The organism is Ancylobacter sp. GW821-FHT10E12, assembly GCF_058809335.1.
This window is the reverse complement of record NZ_JBXASN010000011.1, coordinates 74845-89602: the sequence shown is the minus strand read 5'-3', so window position 1 is coordinate 89602 and position 14758 is coordinate 74845. Positions and strand designations below refer to the sequence as shown.

Annotated in this window: 13 protein-coding genes; 5 read left to right on the top strand and 8 right to left on the bottom strand. The window is 68.7% G+C overall.

Annotated features, from left to right (window positions below):
* Positions 1-7: 7 nt before the first annotated feature.
* From AC1RU4_RS16200 to solA, 5 genes are all read right to left on the bottom strand, one after another.
* Positions 8-1030 (bottom strand): NrtA/SsuA/CpmA family ABC transporter substrate-binding protein, encoded by a 1023-nt coding sequence (locus AC1RU4_RS16200; RefSeq protein WP_492892142.1) that lies wholly within the window; start codon positions 1028-1030, stop codon positions 8-10.
* 37 nt (positions 1031-1067) lie between these two features.
* Positions 1068-1802, bottom strand: coding sequence for an ABC transporter ATP-binding protein (locus AC1RU4_RS16195; RefSeq protein ID WP_492892141.1), 735 nt, complete (start codon positions 1800-1802; stop codon positions 1068-1070).
* Complete coding sequence (locus AC1RU4_RS16190; protein ID WP_492892237.1) at positions 1799-2569, bottom strand: ABC transporter permease subunit; 771 nt, start codon at positions 2567-2569, stop codon at positions 1799-1801. Before AC1RU4_RS16190 ends, AC1RU4_RS16195 begins: the two co-directional genes overlap by 4 nt.
* 148 nt (positions 2570-2717) lie before the next feature.
* Complete coding sequence (locus AC1RU4_RS16185) at positions 2718-3800, bottom strand: LLM class flavin-dependent oxidoreductase (RefSeq protein WP_492892140.1); 1083 nt, start codon at positions 3798-3800, stop codon at positions 2718-2720.
* Between the two features lie 325 nt (positions 3801-4125).
* On the bottom strand, positions 4126-5286 hold the full coding sequence (gene solA / locus AC1RU4_RS16180; RefSeq protein WP_492892139.1) for an N-methyl-L-tryptophan oxidase: 1161 nt from the start codon (positions 5284-5286) through the stop codon (positions 4126-4128).
* 165 nt (positions 5287-5451) lie between these two features.
* Here solA and AC1RU4_RS16175 point away from each other — a divergent pair, with 165 nt between their 5' ends.
* The 4 genes from AC1RU4_RS16175 to AC1RU4_RS16160 are packed head-to-tail and all read left to right on the top strand — an operon-like array spanning position 5452 to position 11001.
* Positions 5452-7110 carry an ABC transporter substrate-binding protein gene (locus AC1RU4_RS16175; RefSeq protein ID WP_492892138.1) on the top strand — a complete coding sequence of 553 codons (1659 nt, stop codon included), beginning with the start codon at positions 5452-5454 and terminating at the stop codon, positions 7108-7110.
* Positions 7111-7121: 11 nt separating this feature from the next.
* Positions 7122-8087 (top strand): ABC transporter permease, encoded by a 966-nt coding sequence (locus AC1RU4_RS16170; protein ID WP_492892136.1) that lies wholly within the window; start codon positions 7122-7124, stop codon positions 8085-8087.
* A complete protein-coding gene (locus AC1RU4_RS16165; RefSeq protein WP_492892135.1) occupies positions 8084-8962 on the top strand; it encodes an ABC transporter permease in 879 nt (292 codons plus the stop codon). Before AC1RU4_RS16170 ends, AC1RU4_RS16165 begins: the two co-directional genes overlap by 4 nt.
* A complete protein-coding gene (locus AC1RU4_RS16160) occupies positions 8959-11001 on the top strand; it encodes a dipeptide ABC transporter ATP-binding protein (protein ID WP_492892134.1) in 2043 nt (680 codons plus the stop codon). Before AC1RU4_RS16165 ends, AC1RU4_RS16160 begins: the two co-directional genes overlap by 4 nt.
* A gap of 36 nt (positions 11002-11037) precedes the next feature.
* Here the strand turns inward: AC1RU4_RS16160 and AC1RU4_RS16155 are convergent, their stop codons facing one another.
* The 3 genes from AC1RU4_RS16155 to AC1RU4_RS16145 all read right to left on the bottom strand — a co-directional run bounded on the left by AC1RU4_RS16155 (position 11038) and on the right by AC1RU4_RS16145 (position 13720).
* Positions 11038-11847, bottom strand: coding sequence for a phosphate/phosphite/phosphonate ABC transporter substrate-binding protein (locus AC1RU4_RS16155; RefSeq protein ID WP_492892133.1), 810 nt, complete (start codon positions 11845-11847; stop codon positions 11038-11040).
* Positions 11844-12710: a DMT family transporter gene (locus tag AC1RU4_RS16150; protein WP_492892131.1), complete on the bottom strand. Its 867-nt coding sequence runs from the start codon at positions 12708-12710 to the stop codon at positions 11844-11846. The genes AC1RU4_RS16155 and AC1RU4_RS16150 overlap by 4 nt, the downstream gene beginning before the upstream one ends.
* 62 nt (positions 12711-12772) lie before the next feature.
* Positions 12773-13720 (bottom strand): fatty acid desaturase, encoded by a 948-nt coding sequence (locus AC1RU4_RS16145; RefSeq protein WP_492892130.1) that lies wholly within the window; start codon positions 13718-13720, stop codon positions 12773-12775.
* Positions 13721-13861: 141 nt separating this feature from the next.
* Between AC1RU4_RS16145 and AC1RU4_RS16140 the strand changes: the two genes are divergently transcribed.
* Positions 13862-14698 carry a helix-turn-helix domain-containing protein gene (locus tag AC1RU4_RS16140; RefSeq protein WP_492892129.1) on the top strand — a complete coding sequence of 279 codons (837 nt, stop codon included), beginning with the start codon at positions 13862-13864 and terminating at the stop codon, positions 14696-14698.
* Positions 14699-14758 lie beyond the last annotated feature (60 nt).

Here is a 14758-nt window from a genome sequence, read left to right as displayed (position 1 = left end):
GCGCCCCTCAAACCGGCGCCAGGTGATCGGCGATGTTCACCGGCTCGGGCAGGACCTTGCGCTCAACCAGCCATTCCGAGGCCTTCTGGAGCTGGGACACGAAGGCTTCGTCATTCACCGGATAGAGCTTGTACTGCTTCTTGAGGCTGATGAAATGGTCGCGCACCTGGTCGCTGTAGCCGGCCTTGGCCTGGGTGAGGCGCTCGGCCTCCTCGGTATGGCTGGACGCCCAGTCGGCCTCGGTCTTCAGCGCCGCGTTGAAGGCCCGGACGAGATCGGGGTTGTTCTCGACGAATTCGCGACGGGTCAGATAAGACGTGAAGTCGATCTGGAAATCGAGGTCGCGCTCCTCGAGGAACACGTCATGCGCCTTGTACTCGAAGCGGGCGATATCGACGCCGGGGCTCCACATCGACCAGGCGTCGACCTTGCCGGAGGCGAGCGCCGGGGCGGCGTCCGGCGGGTTGAGATAGACGAAATTGACCTTGGAACGGTCGACGCCGTGCTTCTCCAGCGCCGCGACCAGCAGGAACTCGCCGAGGCCGGACCGGTTCACCGCCACCGACTTGCCGACCAGGTCCTCGACCTTGTCGATGCCGGAACCGTCCTTGGCGATGATCGCGGTGGTGCGCGGGTTGTAGATGAGGAACTGGGTGAAGACCAGCGGCGAGCCGGCGATGATGGCGGCCAGCGCCGGCGTGGTGCTGCCGCCGAAGCTGAAATCGGCCGTGCCGCCGGTCACCGCCTGCAGGGTCGGCGCGTGGTTGGGGAACGGGCCGACCCACTCCACCTTGATGCCGTCCTTGGCGAGCGTCTTCTCCAGCTCGCCGCGCTCCTTCACGATGAAGGTGAGGCCGGTATAGCCCCAGGTGAGACGCAGCGTGTCGGTGGTGCGCCCGGTGGCGGCAGCGCTGGCGGGAAGGACCGGCAGCGCAAGGCCGCCCGCGAGCGCGCCGGCGCCGAGCAGCGACGTCTCCAGGAAACGGCGGCGGGACAGGCTGGAGAAAAATGAATCCGACGACTGGGTCATGATGGTCTCTGGAGAATACGGGACAAGTGGGAAGGGTTCAGTCCGCGGTCTGTCCGGCCTCGACCCCGAGTTCGGCGAGGAGCCGGAGGCGCAGGGCCGCCGGATTGTCGTGGCTGGCGAGTCGGTGCTCGGCGGCGATGGCGCCGGCGCGCATCACCAGCACGCGGTCGGCGAGCGCGATGGCCTCATCCACGTCGTGGGTGACGAGCAGGACGCCCGGCTGGTGACGGGCGACGAGCTCCTTGACCAGTCCGTGCATGCGGATGCGGGTCAGCGCATCGAGCGCGGCGAAGGGCTCGTCGAGCAGCAGCAGTTCCGGCTCCTGCACCAGCGCGCGGGCCAGCGCCACCCGCTGGGCCTGGCCGCCGGAGAGATTGCGCGGCCAGTCGTCGAGCCGGTTGCCGAGGCCGACCTCGGCAAGCGCCGCGGCGGCCTTCTCGCGGGCGCCCTGCTCCGGCAGGCCGAGCGCGACGTTGCGCCAGAGGCAATCCCACGGCAGCAGCCGGTGTTCCTGGAAGACGACGGCGGGCCGTCCCGGCGCCTCGATGCGCCCGCGCTCGATCGGGTCGAGCCCGGCCAGCGCCCGCAGCAGCGTGGTCTTGCCGCAGCCGCTCTCGCCCAGCAGGGCGACGAATTCGCCGCGCTCGATGGTGAGGTTCAGCCGGTCGATCACCACCCGCGCTCCATAGGCGCGGCGCAGATCGGTGACGATGACGGCCGCGCGGGCCGGAGCGTGCGGGGCGGTGGCGCTTTCGGCGAAGGCGACGCTCATCGGCCGCCTCCATAGTTCGGATGCCAGGCGAGCAGCGAGCGCTCCAGCTGCCGGGCGATCGAATCGGCGGCGATGCCGATCAGCGCGTAGAGCACGATGGCGAGCACGATGACGTCGGTTCGCAGGAATTCGCGCGCATCCATGGCGAGGAAGCCGAGGCCGGACTGGGCGCCGATGGTCTCCGCCACGACGAGGGCCAGCCATGCGGTCGCCAGCGCGTAGCGCACGCCGGTGAGGATCGAGGGCAGCGCGCCCGGCAGGATGATGCGGCGGATCAGCTGAAGCGTGCCGAGGCCCCGCACGCGGCCGAGCTCGATCAGCTTCGGATCGACCTGCCGGATGCCGAGCACGGTGTTGATGTAGATCGGAAAGGCGACGCCGAGCGCGACGAGGAAGATCTTCTGGCTCTCGCCGACTCCGAACCAGACGATGACCAGCGGCAGCAGGGCGAGGAAGGGAATCGCACGGATCATCTGCACGCTGCGGTCGATGGCCGCCTCGGCGAGACGGGAGAACCCGACCAGCGTGCCGAGCACGAAGCCGATGCCGCCGCCGATGGCGAAGCCGACCGCCGCACGCAGCAGGCTGGTGCCGAGGTCGCGCGGCAGCGAACCGTTCAGCGTCAGCTTCCAGGCCGTCGCCAGCACCTTGCTCGGCGCCGGCAGCACATGCGGCGAGATCCAGCCGGCGCGGGCGAGGGCCTCCCAGACGATGACCAGCGCCACCGGCGCAAGCCAGGAAATGACCGTCAGGCTGTGCGGGCCCAGCCTCGCATGGGCCGGGCGGCGGACGTTCGAGGCTGGGGCGGCTTCGGCCTGCGTCCGCCGGCGCGCGGCTTTTATCGCCGGCACGGACAGACTGGAGACGGGCTCGATGGTGCTCACGGGCGTCGGGCTCCGGTTTTGGGACGCGGGATCAGCCGGCGGCGGAAAGTGCGCGTGCCGACACGGGGGCCGTACGCCCGACGCGCGGAAAGATCTCCGCAGCGAAACGGCGCATTTCGGCGCGCAGCGGCTGGAATTGCAGCATGAACAGCTCGATGCCCGCGGCATGAAAGGCGCCGATCCGCTCCGCCACCTGGTCGTAGCTGCCGACGAGGCCGGCGGCCGTGCCGCCATTGCTGCCGATCCGCACCGACTTCGCCATGGTCTGGAGCATGACCACCTTGGCGTCGGCATGGCTGCGCTGGGCCGTGCGCACCTCGGCATCCTTCTCGGCGAGCCGCAGCAGGTGCTCGTAATCGGCCCGTGCCTCGGCCTCGGTCTCGCGGGCGATGACGAAGGCGGAGAGGCCGAAGCGCAAGGGCGCACCGCTGCGCGGACGGCGGGCGAGATCGGCGATCAGGCCGGCGACGTCGGCAAGCGGCTGGCCGTTGATGAACCAGACGTCGCCATGCTCGGCGACGAGCGCGCGGGCCGGTTCGGATTCGCCGCCGACATAGATCGCGGGCCGGCGGCGATAATGGTCCGCCGGGGTCAGCTTGTAGTCCGTCACCGTGAAGTTCGCGCCGCGATGATCCACGCGCTCGCCGGCGGTGAGCCGCGACACGATGGAGATCCACTCCTGCCCATAGGCATAGCGGTCGTCATGCTCGCCGAAAGGAATGCCCGCCTTCTCGAATTCGATGCGGTTCCAGGCATTGACCAGATTGATGGCGAAGCGGCCGCGGCTGATGTTCTCGATCTGCAGCGCCATCTTCGCCAGAAACACCGGATGGTAGATATAGGGCTTGATCGCCGCGATCAGCTCGATGCGGCTGGTCAGCGCCGCCAGCGCGGCGGCCGCCGTCCAGGTTTCGAGCTGATCCTTTTCCGGCAGGTGCGGATTGACCGTGTGCTGGGCGATCAGGGTGGAATCGAAGCCCAGCGCCTCGGCCTCCAGCACCACGGCGCGATTATGCTCCCACGAGGCGTCGAAGGGTTCGGCAGGGTCCTGCAGCGCGGCGCGGGGCCCGTGCACCGGAGCCCAGACCCCGAAACGGAGAGCGGAGGCAGTCATCGCATTCCCTTTGCGCAGAAAGTCGCCGCCGCCCCGAAGGACGGCACATGATCGTCAGGAGTGATAACTCATATTATCTATCTAATTTATGTACTATCATGTCATATCCGTTGCCCGCAAGCGCCTTGGCAGGCCGGACATGCCTGGGGGCCTGCCTGTCGGAGACTGGACGATGGCGCGATGGACCGTCCGCAACGGCAGGCCGGGGCCGCAGGCGGACCCGGCCACGAGACGGCCTGCCCCGCGTTGCCTTCCCCGAATCGGGCCCTTGAGCCTTATGGGATGCCCGAATGTGCGGAAGGGAACGGCCGGAAGGCGAAATCGGCTACGCCAATGCCGCCGCCCTGGCCTGGAGCGCCTGGAAGCCGAAGGCCGCGATCGGCAGTTCCGAGTGCCCCGTCTCGGCAAGATCGGCGAGAATCTCCCCCACGACGCTGGCAAACTTGTAGCCATGGCCCGAGCAGGGCGAGGCGACGATGACGTTCGGCTCGCCCGGAAGCCGATCCAGAAGGAAATCTTCGCCGGGCAGCATGGTGTAGCGGCAGGTGGTGGCGGCCAGCCGGGGTCCCGCGCCGAGCGGCAGGCGCCGCGCGATGAATTCGTCGAGCAGCGCCGTATCGGCCTCGCTCACCGGCGCGTTCGGAGCATCCGGGTCGCCGATCGGCTCGCGGAAATGGGCGTGCTTGCCGACCTTCACGCCGGCACCGTCGAGCGCGGGAAAGCCGAAGAAGGAGCCGGCGGCGCCGGCGTCGCGCAGGAAGACCGGCATGGCGCCAAGGGCGGTCGCCGCGACGTCCCGTGGCTCGTACCAGGCGACGACCTGCCGGATCGGGGTCGCGAGCGGCGCCAGCGCCGGAACCAGCTGGCCGATCCACGGCCCGGTCGCCACCACGGCGCGACGCGCCCTCACCCGCTCCGGCCCGAGGACGACGGTCACGCCCGCGTCGTCCGGCTCGATGGCGGTCACGCGCGCTCCCATGCGCCGCTCGGCTCCATGGCGCCGGGCATGGCCGAGATGCGCCGTCACCGCGGCTTCCGGGCGCACGAAACCGCCCTGCCGCTCGAACACCGCAATCTCGTCCGCATCGAGATCGAAAGCCGGATAACGTTTTGCCATGGCCGCGGGATCGAGCACCTCATGGTCGAGATCATAGGCCCGGCAGGACGCGAGCGTGCCGGAGACGATGGAACTGTCCGGCCGGCCGATCTGGAGCACGCCGGTGACGGTGAGGACGCGGGTGCCGGTATCCCGCTCCAGGGCCCACCAATTCTCGTAGGCGCGGCGCAGCAGCGGCACGTAGCTGGGGTCCTCGAAATAGCCGAGCCGGATGATGCGGCTGTCCCCGTGCGAGGAGCTGAGGCCATGCGCCGGGGAGAATGCCTCGAAACCGATCACCTTCTGTCCGCGCGCCGCCAAATGCGCCAGCGCGGCGCTGCCCATGGCCCCGAGGCCGATCACCGCAACGTCAAAATCGAAAGGGGGCATGCATGCCTCGTTTGCGCCGTCGCTGTTTATCGCGGTTTCAATGAACGGGGTTGCGCAGGGGACCGCTCGCGGATGTAGAATAATTGCATCCTGCATGAGTGGCATGCGATTTGTATATACCTAAGCCATAAACTTTCCCGAGGAACGTTGATCAGGAGCCGTGCCATGCCGAGTTTCGTCCGTTCTCTGAATCATTGGCGGCAGGGCAGGACGGCCCTGGAAAATCAGGTCATCGACGAACTTCTCCTGGGCAGACTCGACCGCCGCGCCTTTCTTCGGCATGGCAGCCGCATCGGCCTGTCCGCCGCCGTGATGGCCGGCGTGCTCCAGGGCGCCGGCTTCGCCCCGATCGGCCGCGCGCTGGCGCAGGGCAAGCCCGGCGGCACGGTCCGCGTCGCGCAGATCACCCCCTCGGGCGCCATCGAGCCGGTCTCCGTCGCCGACCAGGGCGGGCTGCTGCCGCTGCAGATGGCGGGCGATTTCCTTGTCATGGACGGCCCCGACCTGATGCTGCGTCCGATGCTCGCGACCTCGTGGAAGCCGAACGCTGACGGAAGCGTCTGGACCTTCACCCTGCGCGAGGGCGTCAAATTCCATGACGGCCGCACCATGAAGGCCGATGACGTGGTGGCGTCGATCGACCGGCTGGCGGATCCCGCCAACGGCTCCAACGCGCTTTCGGCCTTCAAGGGCGTGCTGTCCAAGGGCGGAACCACCAAGGTCGACGACCTGACGGTGCGCTTCACCCTCGACGCGCCGAACGGCAATTTCCCCTATTACGTCTCGACCGACAATTACAACGCGATCATCCTGCCCGCCGACTACAAGGGCGACTTCGAGCAGACCTTCAACGCGACCGGCCCGTTCAAGCTGGAGAAATACACGCCGAAGGTCTCCGCGAGCTTCGTGCGCAACCCGGACTATTGGGGCGGCCCGGTCGGCCCCGAGCGCGTCGAGCTGAACTTCTACAACGATCTGCAGCCCCAGGTGCTGGCGCTGCTCGGCGGGCAGATCGACCTCATCCAGCAGGTCTCCGTCCAGGGCGGCCAGAGCCTCTTCGACAATCCGGCCGTGAGCATCCTGCGGCTGAAGTCGAACGCCCACCGCCAGATCCACATGAAGAACAAGGGCGTCTTCGCCGACAAGCGGGTGCGCCAGGCCATGGCGCTGACGCTCGACCGGCCGACGCTCGTCAAGGGCCTGTTTCGCGGCATGGCCGATCTCGGAAATGACAGCCCGTTCGCGCCGGTCTTTCCCTCGACGGACACCTCGGTGCCACAGCGCGTCAAGGATATCGCCAAGGCCAAGCAGCTCATGGCCGAGGCGGGCGTTCCCGGTGGTTTCGAGGTGACGTTCACCACCATGCAGATGCAGGAATTGCCGACGCTCGCGACGCTCATCCGCAACGCCGGCGCCGAAATCGGCATCAAGATCACCCTGAAGATCGAGGATGTCGGCGCCTATTACGGCGATGCCGTTCCCGGCAAGTCGGACTGGCTGGATTCGGAATTCGGCATGACCGATTACGGCCATCGTGGCACGCCGAACATCTTCCTCGCCGCCCCGCTGCTGAGCACCGGCACCTGGAACTCGGCCGAGTTCAAGAATCCCGCCTATGACAAGCTGGTCGCCACCTATATCGCGGCGCTCGACCCCGCCGAGCAGAAGAAGCAGGCCGGCGCCATCCAGACATTGCTGCTCGACGAGACGCCGATCATCTTCCCGTATTTCTACGATTACCTGACCGCCACCTCGGCCAAGCTGAAAGGCGTGGAGGCGACGGCCATGGGGCAGATATTCCTGAACAAGGCCGGCTTCGCCTGAGAGCGGCAACGATGGCCGGGGTACTCGGGCGGTTCCTTCTGAGGAGGCTGGCGCTGAGCCTGCTCACGCTGTGGCTGCTCAGCATCGTCGTGTTCTTCGGCTGCCAGGTTCTCCCGGGCGATCCCGCCCGGGCGATCCTCGGGCCGCTCGCGGATCCGCGGGCGGTGGCCGCGCTGAACGAACGGCTCGGCGCCGATCGGCCGCCGGTCGAGATCTATCTCTCCTGGATCGGCGGCCTCGTGACCGGCGACATGGGCCAGTCCTATGCCTACCGCGCGCCGGTTGCGCCCTTTATCGGCAATGCGCTGGTGAATTCGCTGAAGCTCGCGGCCACGGTCTTCGCCATCGTGGTTCCGCTCGGGATCGGCGCCGGCGTGCTCGCCGCGCTGCGGGCCGGGCGCCCGCTCGACCGCATCATCAGCGTCGCCGGCCTGTCGCTGACGGTGATTCCCGAGTTCGTCTCCTCGATCGCGCTGATCCTGGTCTTCGCCGTGCTGCTGCGCTGGCTGCCGCTTTCGGCATCCTGGCCGCCGGGGAGCGGCCCGCTGGTCCAGCTGCAGCACCTGATCCTGCCCGCGCTGCCGCTGGTGATCGTGCTGTTCGGCTATATCGCCCGCATGACGCGCGCCGGAACGGTGGAGGCCCTGTCGGCCGACTATACCCGCACGGCGATTCTCAAGGGCCTGCCCTGGCGCACCGTGCTGACGCGCCATGTGCTGCGAAACGCGCTGCTGCCGACGATCACGGTGATCGCCGCACAGATGGGCTATGCGCTCGGCGGGCTCGTGGTGGTGGAATCGCTGTTCCGCTATCAGGGCATCGGCGGGCTGGTGCTGGGCGCCGCCCGCGCCAAGGATTTCGCCATGCTGCAGGCCGGCATACTGGTCATCGGCGGCTTCTTCGTCGCCACGACCCTCGCCGCCGACACGGTGACGGCGCTACTCGATCCCCGGCTTCGAACCGGCGGGCGCCGATGACGGACACCGTCGCCGCCATCCCCCCCTCCCCGCCGGCCGAGCTCCGAAATGGCGCGCGCGGGCTTATCGCCACGCTGCTGCGCCGGCCGAGCTTCGTGGTCGGCGCGGTGATCCTGCTGTTCTGGGCCGTCTGCGCCCTGTTCGCACCGCTTTTCGTCCCCTACGATCCCTATGCGGACGATCTGCTCAACACGCTGCAACCGCCATCCGCCGAGCACTGGTTCGGCACCGACCAGATCGGGCGCGACGTCTTCTCGCGCGTCCTTGTCGGGGCGCGCGACATCCTCACCATCGCGCCGCTCGCCACCATCGTCGGCACCCTCGCCGGCACCGCCATCGGCCTCGTGACCGGCTATTTCGGCGGATGGGTGGACGCTATCGTCGGGCGGCTGCTGGAGGTCATGCTGTCGCTGCCGCTGATCATCGTCGCCCTGCTGGTGCTGGTCGCGCTCGGCCCCTCCACGCCCACGGTGGTGGTCGTCGTCGGCCTCGTCTTCGCGCCGCTGGTCGCCCGCACGGTGCGCGCCGCCGTCCTGACCGAACGCAATCTCGACTATGTGGCGGCCGCCACCGTGCGCGGCGAAGGCGCCCCCTACATCATGGCCGCGGAAATCCTGCCGAACATCCTGCCGCCGATCATCGTCGAGGGCACCGTGCGGCTCGGCTACGCCATTTTCACCATCGCGTCGCTGAGCTTCCTCGGCTTCGGCGTCCAGCCGCCATCGCCCGACTGGGGCCTGTCGATCGCCGAGAATTACGGCGTCCTCGTCGGCGGCTTCTGGTGGACGGTGATGTTCGACACCATCGCCACGGCCTCGCTGATCGTCGGGGTCAATCTCGTCGCCGAATCCCTGCAGAGGGCGCTGGCCGAATGAAAGCTGACGTCGCGACACCTCCCCCCGTCCTTCAGCTCGAAGACTTGAGCGTCTCCTACCAGGTCCGCGGCCGTGCGGTTCCGGTGCTGAGCGGGGTGAGCCTCTCCATCGCCAAGGGCGAGGTCTATGGGTTGGTCGGCGAATCCGGCTCGGGAAAGTCCACCGTGGCGCTGGCGGTGCAGCGCGTGCTGCCGCCCAGCGGGCGCATCTCGGGCGGCCATGCCCTGATCAACGGGCGCGACGTCTCGACCCTCGATCGCTCCGCCCTGCGCCAGATGCGCGCCCGCGAGGTCGCCATGGTGTTCCAGGATCCCGGCCGGGCGCTGAACCCGTCCCTGACCATCGGCCGCCAGCTGGCCGAGGTGTTCGAGCTTCTGGGCTTCGCGCGCGCCGAGGCGTGGCAGCGCGCCGAATCGATGCTGGGCCGGGTGCGCATCTCCTCCCCCGGCCGCGTCATGGAGCGCTACCCGCATCAGCTGTCCGGCGGCATGCAGCAGCGCGTGGTGATCGCCATGGCGCTCGCCAAGGATCCGTCGCTGCTCATTCTCGACGAACCGACGACCGGGCTCGATGCCACCATCGAGGCAGAGATACTCGATCTGGTCGACGCGCTGCGGCGCGAGTTCGGCGCCTCGATCCTGTTCATCAGCCACAATCTCGGCGCCATAGCCGGGCTTTGCGACCGGGTGGGCGTTCTCTATGCTGGACGCCTCGTGGAAGAAGGGCCGGTGCGGGCACTGTTCAGCGACCCGCGCCATCCCTACACGGCCGGGCTCCTGCGCTGCCTGCCGCGGGCCGGCCTGCGCAAGGGCGTCACCCCGCTCGACACCATTCCCGGCTTCCCGCCGGCGCCCGGCTCGATCACGCGAGGCTGCGTCTTCGCGCCCCGCTGCGGCCTTGCCGATGCGCATTGCCGCGAGGTCGACCCGCCCCTTATTCCGACCGGCGAGACGCGGTTCAGCCGCTGCCACTATCACGACCGGGTCGACACGCTGCCGCCGGCGGAGACCCGGTCGGCGGCACCGCCGGCACCGGTCGCGAGCGCATCCACGGTCGAGACGCCGGTGCTGGAGCTCGCGGCGCTGTCGAAAACCTATGGCGCCGGCGCCTACGCCGTCCATGCGCTGCGCGATGTGTCGCTGCGGCTGATGCCGGGCGAGACGCTGGGCCTCGTCGGGGAATCCGGCAGCGGCAAGAGCACGCTCGCCCATGCGCTGCTCGGCCTCATCGCTCATGACGAGGGCGGGCGCATGGCGCTCGACGGCGCCGTGCTGGCTCCCGATGTGCACCGGCGCTCGGCCGAGCAGATCAAGGCGCTGCAGATCGTCTTCCAGAACCCGGATTCCGCCCTCAACCGCTCGCACACGGTGCGCCGTCTCGTCGGCCGCGCGGTGAAGCGCCTCGGCGGACTGACGGGCGCCGCGGTCGTGGCACAGGTAACCCGGCTGCTGGAGGCGGTGCGTCTCACCTCGCGCCAGCTCGACGCACGTCCCCGCCAGCTCTCCGGCGGCATGAAGCAGCGGGTCGCCGTCGCTCGCGCCTTTGCCGGCAATCCGCGCCTCGTCGTCTGCGACGAGCCGACTTCCGCCCTCGATGTTTCGGTGCAGTCGGCGATCCTCAACCTGCTCGCCGAATTGCAGGCGGAGCGGCAGGTCAGCTACCTGCTGATCTCCCATGATCTCGGCGTCGTGCGCTATCTCTCGGACTGGATCAGCGTGCTCTATCTCGGGCGGCTGCTGGAGATCGGACCGGCGGCGAAGGTGCTGGAAGGGCCGCACCATCCCTATACCGAGGCGCTGCTCTCCGCCGCGCCTTCGGTGACCGGCGAGCGCAGCACGCGCATCCGCCTCACCGGCGCCATTCCGAGCGGGATGAACCCGCCCGGCGGCTGCCTGTTCCACACACGCTGCCCGCGCCGCTTCGGCCCGATATGCGAAACCGAGGAACCGCCCTTCACAGCCGATGCGGACGGCCACGCGATCCGCTGCCATCTGCCGCGCGAACAGCTCGGGCGCAGCCCGGCTTTGCAGGCCGGCTGAGACGGACGCCCTGTTGCTGCCTGATCGGAAAAGCCCCTAGGCGAGCACCGGATAGTCCGCGGCGACCGCCTCCGCCTGATAGCGCAGCAGGATCGCGTAATCCTCAAAGCTCGCCGACGCAACATGCCGCAGCCCCAGCGCGCCTATGGGCGATCCGGGTTCGGCCTCGGCAAGCGCCGCGTTCAGCGCCTCCCGCAACATCTCCACCTCTTCGGGCGTGGCTCCGGCGCGGGTGACGAAGGGCAGCGCGGGGCCGGACGCCGTGCGGGCGATGACGCGGACGCCCGAGGTGAGGTCGGGCCGGTGCCGGTGCGCGAGGCCGAAGGTGACGCAGTCGATGGCGGCGACATCCGCGCCGCCGCGCCGGACGCTCTCCAGGCTCGCCAGATGCGCGCCGGTTTCCACCACCTCGCCGAAGAACCGGCCGCCCGACGCCAGCGGGGCGACGGCATGGCGCAGCAGGTTCATCCCGCTATTGCTGTCCGGGCCGTTCATGGCCGCGCGGCGCCCCCGGAGCTCGGCAAGCGTCGTGAAGGGGGACCCGTCCGCGACGATGACGAAGCTGCAATGGTGCGCCCCCTCGCAACCCGGAAGATCGTAGACCGGCGTGCCGATCACCGTCAGAACGTCGCTGAACCCGGTGACCAGCGGATAGCCGCAGGTCTGCCCCAGCACCAGCTCCGTATCGCGCCAGATCGACGCCAGCGGACGCACGCGGTCGAGCGCATCCGGCAGGTCGGCATAGCCGGCCGCGAGGAGCCGGATGCGGATGGCGGCCCACAGCGCGTCGTTCGACGCCTGCAGCCAGGGCGCGTCGTACATGCCGAGATTGGCGATCCGTGTCATGCCGAGACGCTCCGGCCCGCCGCGGGCAGCTGCTCCTCGCCGCGCCGCGCGCCCAGGACGACGAGCACGGCGGAGGCGGCGATGAGGCCGGCGCCGATCAGTGCCGGCGCGGCCGGCCATTCCGCGTAGAGGACGGCGCCGAACACCAGCGCCCATACGAGGCGCGATATGTCGAGCGGGATCACCACGGCGGCCGCCGTCCGGCGCATCGCTTCGAGGAAGAACACCTGGCCGAGCACGTTGCAGAGCGCGAACAGGCAAAGCCAGCCGAAATCCGCCGGGCTCGGCCATGCCCAGACCGGGGCGGCGAGCACGCCGGCCAGCGCGCCCATGCCGAGCGCCAGCAGAAGCGCGCTGACCGCGCTGCCGTCGCCGCGCATTTGCAGCTTGGCGACCAGCATGGAGGCGGCGAAGAGCATGGCCGAGCCGAGGGCGGCGACGACGCCGAACATCGTCCCGGCGCCGGGGGCCATTCGCGGCCCGACGATGAGGGCCGCGCCGCCGAGGCCGGCGGCGATGGCGGCCCACTGGAGCGGGGAGACCCGTTCGCCGAGCACGATGCGGCTCCCCAGGGCCGCGAACAGGATGGCGGTGAAGCCGAGCGCCGTCGCCTCGGCGAGCGGCAGACTGCGCAAGGCCAGATACCAGACGAGGATGGCGAAGCCGTTGAGCAGCGAGCGCAGGAGATGGAGCGGCAATCTTTGCCGCTGCACCAGCGGCCGGCCGGCCATGGTCCAGAACGGCAGCAGCAGCGCGACGCTGAACATCTCGCGCCAGAACACGATGACGAAGGGATGCAGCGTCTGGCTGAGACCGCGCACCGCGGCCTCCATCAGGGCGACGACGGCGCCGGAGGCGAGCATGAAGCCGGCGCCCGCAAGCGTTCCACGCGAGACCTTGATACCGCTAAAGACCCTGTCCCGCCTCATTGGTCGAGCGGGGCGCGGCCGAGCGGGTGTTCCGGCTGGTCATGCGGAGCCACGAGGAACCGGCGGAACACGTCGGCATAGCCCTTGTAGAGAAGCCCGCCATTGCCTTCCAGGATCGCCGCGCGATTGGCGCGGTAATAGTCCGGCAGCCGGTACCAGGGCAGCGTCGGATGCGCATGGTGCACGGCGTGGAGATTGTTGTTGAGGAACAGCAGGCCGAGCACCGGCGAATTCTCCACGATGGCGGTGCGCTTGGAGACGGCGCTCTCCGCCTTGTGCTCGGCGAAGGAGCGGATCATCTGCAACGCCGTTCCAGGATAGAGGAACAGCGCGGCATAGGCGAGCAGATCCAGCCCGCAGACCGCATAGAGCCACAGGACGATTCCGGCGCAGCCGGCGAGGTGGTGCGCCCAGATCCGCCGCAGAAGCCGGTCACCGGCGAGCATCGCCCGCGCCTCCGAAACGAGGAAGCGGCCGACCGACCAGAACGGGCCGATCACCAGCCGCCCGACGAGCCGCGTCTGCGCCTTCACCAGCCAGCGGCCGGCGGGCCCGAGGCGCGCCCAGTCCTCCTCCGTCCAGTAATAGGATTCCGGATCGTCGAGCGGATCGGTCAGCCGCTCGTCGCGGTGATGGCAGAGATGCAGCATCCGGTAGCGCGCGAAGGGCAGCCAGAGCGTGAGAGGGATCGACCCGAGGGCCCGGTTGAAAGTCCGCCAGCGCGTCGGATGGCCGTGGATGATCTCGTGCTGGAGCGAGCCCTGCCAGGCGATCACCCAGGCCCCGAGCGGGACGAGCAGAAGGATCGGCAGGCTGGCGTGGAAGAATGTCAACAGCCCCCAGCCGCCGTAGATCGCTATGGCGAGGCACATGGTCGGCCACTCGACGGCGGCGCGGCGACGGGAAACACGGTGAGAATCGGTAAAGGGCGATGCGAGCGACATGGGACGAGCATCCGGCGTGCGGCCACACCGTGCAATGCGGGATAGTAAATTCGTAGGGGTGAATTATCGCACAAAATGCCCGTTTGGTGATAAAATGAAACAAATGGGAGTTTATGAGGAGGTTGCCGGGTGAGACGGCAGGTGGTCCAGGTTTTCCACGAGCGCCTGGCCCTGGTGATCAAGCGGTCGGGCCTGACGCCGGCCGCCTTCGCCGGTTCGCTCGGCATCGACCGCTCGACGCTGTCGCAAGTCCTGTCGCCGGCCAGCGACCGGCTGCTGCGCGCCGAGACGCTGGCGGTGCTGGCGACGCGCTATGGCGTTTCCGTCGACTGGCTGCTCGGATTGACCAGCCAGGAGAGGCAGGGCGCCGACGTGGTCGAGCAGGTGCGCGTCGAGGGACAGGCGGGCTCACCGACCGACGACCGCTTCCTGCGCTGGTATGCCGAGGCCGAGAATGCCGGCTATTCGATCCGCACCGTGCCCCGCAGCTTCCCGGACTTCCTCAAGCTCGCCGACGTCATCGCCTATGAATATGCCGGCTGGCCGGAGATCGATATCGGCGCCAGCGTCCATTGGGCCGAGGAACGGCTCGCCAGCATGCGCAGCTCCGACCTCTCGCAGGAGGCCTGCCTGTCGCTCCAGGGACTGCAGGCCTTCGCGCGGGGCGAGGCGCAGTGGGACCGATTGCCGGCGGCGCTGCGGCGCGAGCAGCTTCACGCCATGAGCAAGGCCTGCCGCGACATCTATCCCAGCCTGCGCGTCCACCTGTTCGATCTCAGGAACACCTATTCCGCGCCGTTCACGGTATTCGGCCCGCAGCGCGCCATTCTCTATACCGGGGGGCTGTTCTTCGTCTTCACCGCGACCAAGCATGTCCGGCTGCTGAACCAGCGCTTCGACGACCTCATCCGCGCGAGCACGGTACAGCCCACCGGCGTGCCAGAGATTCTCTCCGCGCTCGCGCGGGAGGTGGCCTAGTGCATTTTCGAGCGAAGTGGGTACCGGTTCGCGTGAAGAAAATGCGTATCGACAAAGACT

Bases quoted from the DNA above. Each gene is read 5' to 3' on its own strand.
- AC1RU4_RS16150 (WP_492892131.1), bottom strand. From the start codon at position 12,710: ATGCTCGCCTCCGGCGCCGTCGTCGCCCTGATGGAGGCCGCGGTGCGC.
- AC1RU4_RS16175 (WP_492892138.1), top strand. From the start codon at position 5,452: ATGCCGAGTTTCGTCCGTTCTCTGAATCATTGGCGGCAGGGCAGGACG.
- AC1RU4_RS16185 (WP_492892140.1), bottom strand. From the start codon at position 3,800: ATGACTGCCTCCGCTCTCCGTTTCGGGGTCTGGGCTCCGGTGCACGGG.
- AC1RU4_RS16155 (WP_492892133.1), bottom strand. From the start codon at position 11,847: ATGACACGGATCGCCAATCTCGGCATGTACGACGCGCCCTGGCTGCAG.
- AC1RU4_RS16200 (WP_492892142.1), bottom strand. From the start codon at position 1,030: ATGACCCAGTCGTCGGATTCATTTTTCTCCAGCCTGTCCCGCCGCCGT.
- solA (WP_492892139.1), bottom strand. From the start codon at position 5,286: ATGCCCCCTTTCGATTTTGACGTTGCGGTGATCGGCCTCGGGGCCATG.
- AC1RU4_RS16195 (WP_492892141.1), bottom strand. From the start codon at position 1,802: ATGAGCGTCGCCTTCGCCGAAAGCGCCACCGCCCCGCACGCTCCGGCC.
- AC1RU4_RS16165 (WP_492892135.1), top strand. From the start codon at position 8,084: ATGACGGACACCGTCGCCGCCATCCCCCCCTCCCCGCCGGCCGAGCTC.
- AC1RU4_RS16170 (WP_492892136.1), top strand. From the start codon at position 7,122: ATGGCCGGGGTACTCGGGCGGTTCCTTCTGAGGAGGCTGGCGCTGAGC.
- AC1RU4_RS16160 (WP_492892134.1), top strand. From the start codon at position 8,959: ATGAAAGCTGACGTCGCGACACCTCCCCCCGTCCTTCAGCTCGAAGAC.
- AC1RU4_RS16145 (WP_492892130.1), bottom strand. From the start codon at position 13,720: ATGTCGCTCGCATCGCCCTTTACCGATTCTCACCGTGTTTCCCGTCGC.